This window comes from Kovacikia sp. CALU 1929, from assembly GCF_056784235.1.
On sequence record NZ_JBXBCF010000083.1, the window covers coordinates 75,211 to 87,405 of the forward strand.

General features: G+C 50.9%; 13 protein-coding genes. 4 read left to right on the forward strand and 9 right to left on the reverse strand.

Features of this window, described 5'->3' with window-relative positions; all coding sequences use genetic code 11:
* Positions 1 to 62: 62 nt before the first annotated feature.
* From AC1S52_RS22345 to AC1S52_RS22355, 3 genes are all read right to left on the reverse strand, one after another.
* Positions 63 to 1,181: an N-acetylmuramoyl-L-alanine amidase gene (locus tag AC1S52_RS22345; protein ID WP_482031251.1), complete on the reverse strand. Its 1,119-nt coding sequence runs from the start codon at positions 1,179 to 1,181 to the stop codon at positions 63 to 65.
* 171 nt (positions 1,182 to 1,352) lie between these two features.
* Positions 1,353 to 1,781 (reverse strand): hypothetical protein, encoded by a 429-nt coding sequence (locus AC1S52_RS22350; RefSeq protein ID WP_482031252.1) that lies wholly within the window; start codon positions 1,779 to 1,781, stop codon positions 1,353 to 1,355.
* A 65-nt stretch (positions 1,782 to 1,846) separates the two neighbouring features.
* Complete coding sequence (locus AC1S52_RS22355) at positions 1,847 to 2,800, reverse strand: isopenicillin N synthase family dioxygenase (RefSeq protein ID WP_482031253.1); 954 nt, start codon at positions 2,798 to 2,800, stop codon at positions 1,847 to 1,849.
* 83 nt (positions 2,801 to 2,883) lie between these two features.
* On the opposite strand from AC1S52_RS22355, the gene AC1S52_RS22360 reads away from it, so the two are divergent.
* On the forward strand, positions 2,884 to 3,204 hold the full coding sequence (locus tag AC1S52_RS22360; protein WP_482031254.1) for a TMEM14 family protein: 321 nt from the start codon (positions 2,884 to 2,886) through the stop codon (positions 3,202 to 3,204).
* A gap of 7 nt (positions 3,205 to 3,211) precedes the next feature.
* Here the strand turns inward: AC1S52_RS22360 and AC1S52_RS22365 are convergent, their stop codons facing one another.
* Complete coding sequence (locus AC1S52_RS22365) at positions 3,212 to 5,467, reverse strand: ATP-dependent helicase (protein WP_482031255.1); 2,256 nt, start codon at positions 5,465 to 5,467, stop codon at positions 3,212 to 3,214.
* Between the two features lie 211 nt (positions 5,468 to 5,678).
* Entirely contained in the window at positions 5,679 to 6,101 is a 423-nt protein-coding gene (locus AC1S52_RS22370; RefSeq protein WP_482031256.1) for a DUF1824 family protein, read from the reverse strand.
* A gap of 549 nt (positions 6,102 to 6,650) precedes the next feature.
* Here AC1S52_RS22370 and AC1S52_RS22375 point away from each other — a divergent pair.
* Positions 6,651 to 6,896, forward strand: a complete 246-nt coding sequence (locus AC1S52_RS22375; RefSeq protein ID WP_482031257.1) for an Asr1405/Asl0597 family protein — start codon at positions 6,651 to 6,653, stop codon at positions 6,894 to 6,896.
* Positions 6,897 to 7,211: 315 nt separating this feature from the next.
* On the forward strand, positions 7,212 to 7,868 hold the full coding sequence (locus tag AC1S52_RS22380; RefSeq protein ID WP_482031258.1) for a (2Fe-2S) ferredoxin domain-containing protein: 657 nt from the start codon (positions 7,212 to 7,214) through the stop codon (positions 7,866 to 7,868).
* 37 nt (positions 7,869 to 7,905) lie between these two features.
* On the opposite strand, the gene AC1S52_RS22385 is transcribed toward AC1S52_RS22380, so the two are convergent.
* The gene (locus AC1S52_RS22385; protein WP_482031259.1) at positions 7,906 to 8,535 is read right to left on the reverse strand and encodes a ribonuclease H-like domain-containing protein; all 630 of its coding nucleotides are present in this window, start codon (positions 8,533 to 8,535) and stop codon (positions 7,906 to 7,908) included.
* Between the two features lie 154 nt (positions 8,536 to 8,689).
* Positions 8,690 to 9,229, reverse strand: a complete 540-nt coding sequence (locus AC1S52_RS22390) for a CAP domain-containing protein (RefSeq protein ID WP_482031260.1) — start codon at positions 9,227 to 9,229, stop codon at positions 8,690 to 8,692.
* A gap of 453 nt (positions 9,230 to 9,682) precedes the next feature.
* Between AC1S52_RS22390 and AC1S52_RS22395 the strand changes: the two genes are divergently transcribed.
* A complete protein-coding gene (locus tag AC1S52_RS22395; protein WP_482031261.1) occupies positions 9,683 to 10,078 on the forward strand; it encodes a hypothetical protein in 396 nt (131 codons plus the stop codon).
* 210 nt (positions 10,079 to 10,288) lie between these two features.
* Here AC1S52_RS22395 and thrB read toward each other — a convergent pair whose 3' ends face one another.
* Both thrB and thyD read right to left on the reverse strand, forming a co-directional pair.
* A complete protein-coding gene (gene thrB, locus AC1S52_RS22400; protein ID WP_482031262.1) occupies positions 10,289 to 11,227 on the reverse strand; it encodes a homoserine kinase in 939 nt (312 codons plus the stop codon).
* A gap of 4 nt (positions 11,228 to 11,231) precedes the next feature.
* Complete coding sequence (gene thyD, locus AC1S52_RS22405; RefSeq protein ID WP_482031263.1) at positions 11,232 to 12,158, reverse strand: thylakoid membrane protein ThyD; 927 nt, start codon at positions 12,156 to 12,158, stop codon at positions 11,232 to 11,234.
* Between the last annotated feature and the right edge of the window lie 37 nt (positions 12,159 to 12,195).

The following is a 12,195-nucleotide window of genomic DNA, read 5'->3' on the forward strand; positions in this document are numbered from 1 at the left end:
TTTTGAAATGGATAGGGAACACCACCCCTTCATCCCCCTCCCCCTTGCTCACCCCTCACCCCTCATCTTCCTGGCTTCACGTACTGCAAAATTCCCCGAGCGATCGCCTCTGCCATGCGATTCTGAAAGGCTGGATCTCGCAGCCTGCGAGCGTCTTCTGCACCAGTCACAAAACCAACTTCGACCAGGACAGATGGCATGGACGTTCGCCGCAGGACGTAGAAACGGGCTTGTCTGACCCGGCGATCGCGAACTTCCGTACCGTTCAGAACACTGCGGTGAATGGTGTCTGCCAGGGCTTTGCCAGAGCTAAAGTAATAGGTTTCCAAGCCATTAACATCTGGGCGGGACATGCTGATGGCATTGGCGTGAATGCTGACAAACACCGTTGCATTGAGCCGGTTGGCAATTTGCACACGGGGTTCAAGCCCTAAATCGCGATCGTCCTCACGGGTTAGAACGGCTTCAATGCCCTCTCTCCGTAGAATGTCTGTCACTCGTAAAGAGATAGGCATCACCACATCGATTTCTCGCAGCCCACCGATGCCAACCGCTCCTGGATCGGGTCCCCCATGTCCCGGATCAATCACAACTACGACTCGACTGTTGGGGTTGCGCAGGGGGGGAAGACTGGTGCGGGGAGTTGGACGGGTAGCAGCCCTGGGGGGAGCGGTTGCGGGAGAAAGCCGGGTCTGCTCTGGAAAGGGAACCAGGATCACCGTTTCAGCGGCGGCTGGCAGGGGTCGCCGATCGGGTTCTCCGGGGTCAGGCTCGTTTGACACGGATGGCGGCAAACGTTCGGGTTCGGGCAACTGCACCACCCACTCGTTTGCATAAACACCACGCAGCCGGACTGCTTTTGGATCAATCGTGTATCCCGGAGCCAGTTCAACGACCACACGGGTCGTATTGCGGTCAAACTGCCCCACCCGCAGGCTACGAATTGCTCCGCCAACCGATTCACTTTGTAGCGGTCTTCCAAGAACGATTCCTGGTAAATCAATTACCAGGCGAGTTGGTTGGGCTAATAATTTAGCGCGGGGCTGAACCCGTTGATCGGTTCTTAGCTCAAGCCGGTTTTGCCCCCGGTCAAATCGCCACTGCTCTAGGGTCGCTGCTTCTGCGGCAGCCGAAATCAACACCATGCCCACTAGAGCGGGCAGAAACCAGTTCAATTTCACAGCCGTACCTGCCTAACCTGTCTCAGGGAAATGTCACAAATCTGTCAAGACGCGATTTGTCCTAAATAGTTGCCGAGCTAATGACATCCCTTAGAGCTAAAAATTATACAGGTATGGAGCCCATCAGCATACCCATGAGTTTTCCCCCAATCGGGGCGATCGCGCACCTGCTTACTGGGCAGACAGCCGGGCAAAAAACTCACCAGTCACCATCACAAAGGGAAACACGATGCCTGCCAGCCCAATCCAGCCACCAAATTGTCCTAAAAGGGATAACAACGTTTTGCTGTTACTAGAAGAGCGCTCGTTGGTAATGGCGACGAAACGAGAACTGGATCCCAACAGAAAAGCGCCTCCAATCCCAAGCGGCAGGCTGAGTGCAAACCACAGACTCAAACGCTCTCCTGGTTGAATTGCGCCTAAAGCCGGTAGCAGCAAAAAGCTGACAACCATGATTACCACCCAGAGCAATAGCCCGGACAGAAAATCCTTCCGCCCCAGTTCATCGAAGCTAGAAAAAATGTGCATTCGTTGAACCGATCGCCCGGTTGAACGCCGTCTGGGTCCAACGAGTTCTGGTCTTCGTTGTTTGTTAATCATCGGGTATTCCTGCTGCGACGATTTATCTCCCTATCCTAACTCTGAAAGTTAGGGATCTCAGTAGTTTACACAGCCAGACCAATTTCCTGCAACCGCTGTTGCAGATAGGCACCCGCCGTGATGCTGGGAAACCTTTGTCCCCCGGTGCTGGTGATGCTTTTCGGTAAAGGCGTCAGGTCTACCTCGGAACGGGGATGGACAAAAAAAGGCATGGAGAATCGCCGTTCGCGACTGTCCACTGGGTTCGTGACTCTATGGGTAGTGCTTTTTAACCGTCCATTAGTTAGCTGCTGAAGCATATCGCCGCTGTCAACAATGATTTGTCCCGGTAGGGCGGCAACGGGGAGCCAGGTGCCATCCCGCTGAAGCAGTTCCAAGCCATCCGTGGTGGATTCACACAGGAGCGTGATCAAATTAATGTCCTCATGGGGAGCAGATCGAAGGCTGGCGGGGTGTGCATTGCCAGGAACTGGTGGATAGTGAATGATCCGCAGAATGGTGTTGCCATCCTGAATCATGGCACTGATTAAATTTTCTGGCTCCTCTAAATAGAGGGCACAGGCTGTTAGCAATTCAACGGCGCAAGCTTCTAGTTGCCGGTAAAGCTGATTCATCACGGGGTGAAACGAGGGCACTTCGATCGGCGCAAGGTTGGAAAGGATGCGATCGCCCAGGGGATGCTGAGGTGGAACCTCTCGCCCCACATGCCAGAACTCTTTCAAGTCTGGAAAGGGATGATCTTTGGCATGTTCTCGCCCGAAGGAGGTAAATCCCCGCTGCCCATGCAGATCTGGCTTTTCATATTGACGTTTGATGGCTTCTGGGAGTTTAAAAAATGCCTCAGCAACCTGATAGGCAGTTTGAATTAGATTGGAGTCCACGCCATGATTGACGAGCGCAAAAAAACCGATCTCCTCCAGTGCCACACCCAACTGATGTATAAACCTATGGCGACTGCTGCGATCGCCCCCGCAAAAGTCTTGCAAGTCCAGAACCGGAATTGTCTGTGTAAGAGCCATAATCTGAGGGAGAATAACGGTAATCCGTATTTCTACAGGATATACATTCCTACAGGGTACACATTTCATAGGTTCACACCGCAATGTCCCCCATTATCTGGTTCATTCTGGTTTACGCTGTACTGGTTCTGGCAGGCGGAATTGTAGGCTACGTCAAAGCTGAAAGCAAAGCATCGCTAATTTCAGGTGTTGCAAGTGGAGTAGCACTGGCGATCGCCTGGTATATCGCAGGTCAAACCCCTGCGATCGGACTGGCTCTAGCAGCCGCTCTGGCGCTCGTCCTACTGATAGTCTTTGCCATCCGGTTCCGCAAAACAGGTAAATTTATGCCCGCAGGGCTGATGGCGGCTCTCAGTCTGGTTGCGACCCTGGTATTTTTTAGCGGCTGGATAGTCGGTAGCTAGACCCCTACTAACTCACTGCCCAGGGAAATTGCTCGATCAACGCAGGAATGACCGGGCAGGGTTTGCGTTCATCTAAATTGTCTGGCTTGTTCCAGGTAAAGGGTGCTTTTTGGGCGGCTGACATCCACAACAGCCGTTTTGCTCGGGTCATGGCAACGTAAAGCAGACGGAATTCTTCGGCAGTTTTCAGATGTTTCGCCCGTTCCCAGGCTGTTTGAGTATCCGGCAGGGGGAACTGGTTGTGAATGCTGGCACGAATCTGAGCGCGGGCAACTTCTGCCAGCGTAAACTCTCCCAAAAATTGCGTCTGAGGTGGCACCCATAGGGTACCCGGAATCGTGTTTTCGTGCAGAAACGGGAGGAAAACAAAGTCCCAGTCCAGCCCCTTCGCCTTATGCATGGTAATCACCGTCAACTGACCGGCACGCATGTAGCGCTCCTCTGGGTCTTCCGCATCCACCGGCTCAAACTGCTCTGACGAAACAATTTCGTTCAGAATGCTCAGGATTGCTGAGAGAGAGTTATCTCCAGCCATTTGCTGGGTCACTCGTTCTGACAGCTTATCCGCCGTTGCCAGTTCAGATTGGTCGTAGTTGAGGGAAAGTGCCAGAAAAGGAATCAGTTGATAAGGCGGCAATTCTAATCGGGCATGGAGCAGTCCGGTGCAATAAAGTCGAGCCTGAATCACAGGTTCCAGTGCAGGGGTTTCGAGCGGTCCTGGATAAAGAAACTGTTCCGGCAGGCTGACCAATGTATTGAGATCTTGAGTCGGAATCAGTTTACGTTCTACCAGGGTGGTGAGGGCTGCTTTTAAGTAGTCCGGGGAATGGGGACGGTCAATAAACTGTAGTAGCCTCAATAGTTCAGCCGGAACGTGGGATTGGCGATCGCGCTGTCCCACCTCATACACCAGTAGCTTCTCTCCATACCAGCGATCCAGTTCTCTAGCAACAAATCGCCCCTGCTCATTCGTCCGCACCAGTACCGCTGCTCGGCTATCGGGATTTCGCTTGAACAAGGCGATCGCCCGCTTGCCAATCCATTCCACTGTCTGGTAAACATCTTCAGGCGTATAAATCTCCAGTCCCTTTCCTTCAGCCGATGGATTTGCATTGGGTTGGGGGTCATCGGCTGGCACAGGCTGAATCTGCTGAACCCGAAACGGCTGCTCACTGCCTGCCACCCCTGATCGATTGACCCAATGAAGCACAAAATTTGCCGCATCAATGATTCGTCGATTACTACGCCCCGCCTGGGTCATGGTCGCCAGTCTGCCCTGTTGCTCACAGGCGGCACAGAATTCTCGAAAGAAGATAGGGTCTGCTGGTGTAAACGTCGAGTTAATAGCTTGATTGGGGTCGCCAACACGAACCAGATTATCCTGTCCAGCCGGCCCCATGTCCCTGGGGTCAGCCGCCAGAATTTCCAGTAATCGAGTCTGGAGGGGACTGGAATCCTGTGCCTCGTCCTCAAAGACAGCAAAGGTCTGTTTTTGCCAGAACGCTCGAACAGCCTCATCCTGCAAAACTTTGAGCGCCCCCAAAATCATTTCATCGTAATCAATCAGGTTACGAAACCGAAGCTGCATCTGGTAAAACTCATACAGCCCTGCCGCTATCGCCAGCACCGAGTATTCATCCGTCATCTCATTGCTCTGCTGGCGCAAGTCTTCCGGCATTAGCCCAGAACTTTTCGCCTCATGGATGACGGTCGAAGCCAGGGCAGGCAACACCTCAGTTCGCAATACCGACTGGCGACGCAACCGCTCCGTTTCTTCGCCATCAAACTGCCGTCCTTCAATCAACATTTGATAGAGGCGGGCATTTGCCGAAATCCATTGCTCCACACAGGTCCGAATCAGGCGATGGCTATGGTTAGGCGTAACCAGCACACTGTCCTGGTTCAACCCGGATAGCTCTGGATGGGCACGGGCGATCGCCCAGGCAAGCCCATGTAACGTCTGTACCGTAAATCCAGTGGCGGGCAACCCCAGATTCTTGAGATAGCCCCGGATCTTGAGCTTAATATTGGCAGCCGCCGATCGCGTAAAGGTTACTACCACCAGTTGACGACGAATATGCAGTTGATGCCGAGCAATGGTGATCGCCGCTGCCACCGCCATGCCCGTAGACTTGCCCGCCCCCGGCACTGCCGACACTGCCAGGGGTCCACCCTGCCAATCCGCAATCTCCCGCTGCCCCGGACGCAACGAGTCCTGAAGTTGCTGGAGAGAAAGCGTTGGAGAGGGGGAGGGGGGAGACATGGGGGAAGAGGGTTGAGAGTTGAGAATTAAGAGTTGAGAGTTACAGCGATTTTTGGATGCGTAAACCACAACGGCGTGTGGATGGGGAGATGAGGGGATGGATGTGGATACAGCTTATGCCAGGGGAAACGGCTGTAAGCGTTGTGGGTTGTGAAGCTTATGGGAGACGGCTGAAGGTTGAAAGTTCTCACCCTCTCACCTCCTCACCCCCCTACCTCCCTTCCCACAAATCCAGCGGCAAATGCCCAAATGTCTCATTCACATCCCCATCGTAGGCAGACTGACAGGAAACCAGAACTCCCCGATGAACGCCTGTATAGGTGTCGGTGTGGCAGCGTCCGGTTTTGGGGTTGAATTTGACGTAGACGGGACCTTCCATCGTGGAAATCGCTGGCAGATGGTCGTAGCCAAGGGCAGCCAGGTAGCTGTGCAGGGTCGCCGCCGCCTGACTTGTAGTATCGGCGCAGATGCCAAAAATCTGAAAATCTGAGCGATCGGCAACCAGCAGAAGGGACTGACGCACTAATTCCCCATCTGGGGCAGGTTTTTCAGTTGTCCGATCCAGACAGATGAATTGTCTTAAAACTTTCTGAGCCGCCTCAAGGGTCAGGTTATCTGCATTCAAAATTGCCATAGGTTTTGGGAACTAAACCGGGTAAAACACAGTGTCCTTAAAGAATAGCGTTTGTAAGGATCCGTGAAGTAATGGCAAAGAGTTTAGTAAAAAAATGTTGGACAAATGACCCGCGATCGCTCAAAAGCCCTTTCTTACGGGGATTGTCAACACAAAAGGCTTATTGCCAATTATTTGCAAGTGGTCATTTTTGGTGTAGGATTGTTATTAAGGTTATTGACTAGCTTTTGCAATAAGTTTTTCTTAACACATTCCATTTTTTGATTCTTTAAAGAGAGTTATTCAGGGAACTTGATATGAATCGATGCTTGTTTTTGGTAAAGCAGTTGACATTTTGGGCAATCTGAGAATTGAGAACTCCTTCTAGATGTAAGCATTGCCGACTACAGAAGAATGTAAAGCTGTCATACGAAATCCAGAAAACACAGGGAGAATCAGCGAAGAAATAATTTAGTACGCAGCTTACTTTCGTTTTTCTCTAAGAATTAATCTCAATAGTCTGCATTGCATCTCATTTGAATTTCATTCGTTTGTACCTCTCTGAACCCGATGAATCCACCCCAGCTTGAATCTCTGACTGTTCCATTACAGACTGTTTCTCGTTGCGATCGCTGGCAAGCCAGTCAACGGCTACAAAATCTCTCAATTCCCTGTCAATGTTCCACCGATGGTCGCTTGGTGGTTGAAGTGAATACACCACTGGCAATTCTTCAAATCAGGAGTGTGGTTAAGCAGCTAACCGCCTCCAGAGCAGAACTGATTGATAGCTTGGAACGCTGCTGGCGTTTGGATTAAAGCAGAAATTGGGTATTGCTGAAAAGCAGGATGAATTGAAACGAAGTTTCAAGCATCCAGCACCTTTCTCATCCCCAGATTCATCAACGCCGAAATTGAATATAGTTGATACAGATATAGCGTTTTTGAATCCAGTAAGGTATGTGGATAGCTGTAGAATCTTTGAGCCAAAACGATGAGATGACCTCACCCAGAAAGGAAACGCTATAGCTAAGCTACGGAGTGATTAAAGAGTGGAGTTGTTAATCGGATAGTAGTCAATGAACTCCACGCCCGACAGTCTAAGGCAGTGAATCACCCAACTGAGATGGACCAATGAGCAAGAAAGATAAGCAGAGGGCACTGTTTAGCCTGAAAGGGCGATTTCTCGGTTTTATCATCGAAGATGGCTATAAAATTAAATACTTACGGCTTGAAACAGGGGATGGAGAGTACTGCATCAAGCTTTCAAAGGAAGCTCGCGCCTCAGTTGGAAGAGTGTTGTCTGCCGGTGATTGGCTACAAGTCTGGGGCGAAAAGACGGTTAGAGACGAAGGTGAAATCAAGCTGAAAGCTTTCCAAATTGCTGTTATCACGCCTGATCAATCACCTGCTATCTTCCCTGAAGTCCCTGCACCCCAGGCAAAATCGAAGAAATCAAAATCGGCAATTCTGGTTTGCCAAAAGTCTGACTGTATGAAGCGGGGTGGCAAAGCCGTCTGTAAGGCATTGGAGAGTGCCCTGGGCGATCGCGGCTTAACTGACCAGGTCTCCATTCAGGGAACTGGCTGCATGAAACACTGTAAAGCTGGTCCCAATATAGTTTTCATACCCGACAAAACTCGCTACAGTCGGGTTTCTGCTGGAGATATTCCCGCTTTGGTCGATCAACACTTTCCTCAGCCACAACCAACGGCAACCCCTCTAGCAGAAACATCGCCTCAAGTTCCTGAAGTACATAACTGGAATCTGAAAGCTACTGTTTCCAACTGATTGCGATCGGAACCAGCAATCTTCTTCAAAGATCAAGTTAATGATCAAACACTCCCTGGTACTGCATCAGATCTAGCAGTGCCAGGGTTGGCAGGCACTCAAAACATTGCTGTGCCAGTTCCCAGCGTTCTTCTCGCTTCAACATGTCAGTCAGTCTTTTATGGGCACTTAACAGGTAACGGACATCGTTTGCCGCATAGCGAAGCTGCTCTGGGGAAAGATTGGCTGCATTCCCCCAATCAGAGCTTTGGGCACTTTTGTCCAGTTCTACTTGCTCTAACTCGTGAATCAAATCCTTGAGTCCATGTTTGGGTGAATAGGTGCGGGCAAGTTTGCTGGCAATTTTTGTGCAAAACAGGGGCGTGGTATGAATGTTCAGGTGATAGCGCAGGGTTGCAATGTCAAATCGAGCGAAGTGAAACACCTTGAGCGTGGCTTCTGACTCCAGCAAATGTTTGAGATTAGGTGCCTCGGTTTGCCCACGGGCTATCCGCACAACCGTTACCTGATCCTGGGGGTCACAGATTTGGACGAGGCAAAGGCGATCTCGATGGGGCAGCAGTCCCATGGTTTCGGTATCGACTGCGATCGCCTCTGCCTTCAAATACTCAGACAGTTGCTCGTCTGATAGATCACCATCGCAAATTTGAAAATTATCCGATGCCATTGGGATGTAGGAAAGAAGAATATAGGCTTATAGAGTATAGGGTACAGGGGAATTAGTGGTTAGTGGCTAGAGAGTCCATCTAACCATTAACCACCAACTACTACCTATTCCACATCCCAAAACGATGGCACACTAACCCTGAAAGCCTCTACCATTACCTGCGCTTGATGAAAATTTGCGTAAAGTAATACTGCCCCTTCGGATTACGGGCAATGCCAATGCCAGTCAAGTCATAATTGCCCTCAATGTTCTTGCGGTGACCAGGGCTTTTGAGCCAACTTTGGACTGCCTGGGTTGCAGGATCTTGGGAACCCATGCCGTAGAAAACGTTTTCTGCTCCACCAGCGTAGGGAATCGAACGGGTAATGACCTGAACGCGCTGTTTAAATCCGTCGTGACCAAAGGGGACACGACCATTTGCCATTGCCTGACTGTGTGCCTGCGCCTGCGAGCTAATACGGGAGTCTAAGGTTAAGGGTGGGAGACGGCGGTTCCGGCGATATTGGTTAACCTGCGTCAAAACCGCCTGCTCCATTGACTGGCTGGAAGCTGTGGTCTGATAAACTCGATGGGTTGGAACCTGGGTGGTCTGCCACAGGGTCAGGTTTGGGAATGGTGCAGCAGTAGCAGAGGCAAGACTGGTAGCTGTTGCCAGCGTACCCAATGCGACCACTGTAGTCAGTTTAGAGAGCATAGCGGTTTTCCAGTGAATTCAAAGTTCAAGTAAATATTCATCGCAAAGTCACTCTTAAATCATTCCCCAGGTAGGTGCAGAATAGAGTGAACTGGTGCAACCCTGAAAATTAGGACTGGGAATAAATCGACGGAGTTCCAGCGATCGCCATGATTCCGCAGTTCTACCAAGGGTATTCTCAATTCCTTGGGAGGAGGATCTGTAGATGAGCGATTCTACGGTCGCGTTTGTATCTTCAGTTTCTTTAAACTACAGATATAAAAACTGCATCTGCCAAACCGCTATAGATTTCTTGCAGTCGAGAGTAATCAGACAATATTTCTGAAAAGGTCGTCAGAAAATTTCATTCAGGCTGATAATGTGGTCAGCTTGATCGGCAAGATGCTTCTGGGCGGTTACCGATTAATCCCTTCCCTAAAGCAAAAGACCTGATGTATCAAGCGAGCTAACCGCATGCCCTCCGTGACTGAAACCAGGTTGCAGCCTTCTTCCATGAACCCACCTGTACCTTATGCAGATTACATTATAGGTGCAGCAATTTTTGACTTGAACGGACTCCCTAAGGAATACTACACCACCTCTGAAAGCAGCAACATGAGCTGGGTACAGACTATTTTTCAAGCCCTGGGGCTGCGATCGCTACTAATGTCCTCTCTCCAATTGGAGGGGTTTCGCCACTCTGTCATTTACGGTTCTGAATACTGTGCAGTCGTGGTAAAGCAGAAGGCGCACTACACGGCGTTACTGGTACAGCAACGGGATGACCTGATTAGTGATGGTTTCATCCACTGGGTACACAGTTTTGAATTCAGTGATTTGAAACAGAATCCCCGGTTTCGGGTGGCTTGAAGGGGAGAGGAGTTGGGAGTTGAGAGTTGAGAATTAAGAGTCATGAGCGTTCGCGGTAGCTGGCATCTTATACCCGATACCCAGGGTCCAGTGCTCAGTCCTTAGGGACTCGCAAATTAATAAAGTCCCAACGTCATTCCCGCGCAGGCGGGAATCCATCGTGGAGCAGATTCTCTAGCGGGTACTTTATTTTGGGGCATATCCCTTAGCCTACTCTCCCGATCTGGCTATCACCTCTGCGATCGCTCCTCGGTTATCCAGTCCTACGACTTTGACCAGGGCATTGGTTCCCTGCTCTGCCCAGGCATGTTCCATTGCCGAGCGAACGGCTTCTGCAAATTCTGATGTTGTCAGTGCCAGGAGGGTGGGTCCGGCTCCGCTGATGACCATACCGTAGGCACCTGCGCCTGTTGCGGCAGTTTGAACAGATTCGTAACCGGGAATTAACGGCTGGCGGAAGGGTTGATGGATCCGATCCTGGAGGGCGACTTTCAACCAGTTGCCGTTGCCCGTCTCTAACCCACGCAATAACAGACCCAGATGGGCTGTGTTGAAGATGGCATCAGCCCGGCTATAGCTGGCTGGTAGAACCCGTCGGGCTGCCTCAGTTGAGAGTTCAAAATCGGGGATGGCAACGATGGGAACAACGCTACTATCCCAGGGAATCTGACAGATTTCCCAACTAGCATCCCTATCAGTTGCGGCTAATCGGCATCCTCCTAGCAATGCGGGAACCACATTATCCGGGTGCCCTTCGATCGCGATCGCCATTTGCATAATCGCTGCCTGACTCATGGGAGAACCGGCTAGCACATTGGCACCCACCAGACCACCCACGATCGCCGTTGCCGAACTGCCCAACCCCCTTGCCAGCGGTACGCCTAACTGAATCGTGATCTGAACCGGGGGTGGAGATTGATTGAGGCAATCATAAAATCGGGTAAATGCTTGATAGACCAGATTGCTGCGATCTGTCTTGACCTGTTCTGCTTCAACACCATTGACTACTATCTCAACGGCTGTTTCTGCCGAGGATAGGGGAGAAAATGTGAACTGGTTGCAGAGAGTCAAGGCAGCCCCCAGGCAATCAAATCCGGGTCCCAGATTAGCCGTGGTAGCCGGAACCGTGACCATAACCGTTGAGATCACAATTTCAGCCCTCACTGCTCAAAACTTGTTTCAATGCTTGCTGTACGGTCGAGTACTGATACTGAAACCCGGTTGACTGAGTCCGTTTAGGTAACACCTGCTGCCCTTCAAGGATCACTTTTGCCCCATCCCCTAATAGTGCCTCCAGGGCAAAACCGGGTACGGGTAACCAGGAGGGTCGGTTCAAAACCTGCCCCATTGTGGTACAAAATTCGGTCATTCTAACTGGATTGGGAGCGGTAGCGTTATAAATGCCCTCCATCCCTGGCTGAGTCAATGCCCAGAGGATCAAACTGACCAGATCTTCCTGATGAATCCAGGAAAACCATTGTCTACCCGTCCCAATGGGACCCCCGGCAAACAATTTAAAGGGAGGAAGCATTTTGGCGATCGCGCCCCCCATCCCCAGAACGACTCCAAATCGTAAAATGACCAGCCGCACTCCAGCGCTAGTGACCTTCTGTGCCTCGCTTTCCCATTCCTGGCAGACCTTAGCTAAAAAATCATTTCCACTTGGACTGGTTTCGTCAAAGGTGGCAGTTTCACTGGTACCGTAATAACCAATTGCGGAAGCATTGATTAATACTTGCGGTTTAGGATTTGCCTGGGTGATGGCTTCCACAACCTTCTGAGTCCCCAGTTTGCGGCTGTTCAAAATCCCTTGCTTGTGTTGAGGCGACCAGCGCTCAGAAATGGGTTCCCCTGCCAGATTAACCACGCCATCACAACCCGAAATCGCCTGCTGCCAATCCCCTGCTTCAGTGGGCGTGTAAACCACAATTTCTACAGTTGGGAAAGCGGATTTGGGAAATACCCGCTCTGCATGAGCTGAGTTACGGGTCAGAACGATCATCTGATGCCCCTCTTGCTGCAACCGCTCGACTAAGCGGCTACCAACGAATCCTGTTGCCCCTGTAATGGCTATTTTCATGAGTTATTTGGATTAGTTATCAGTACTTAAAGGATGA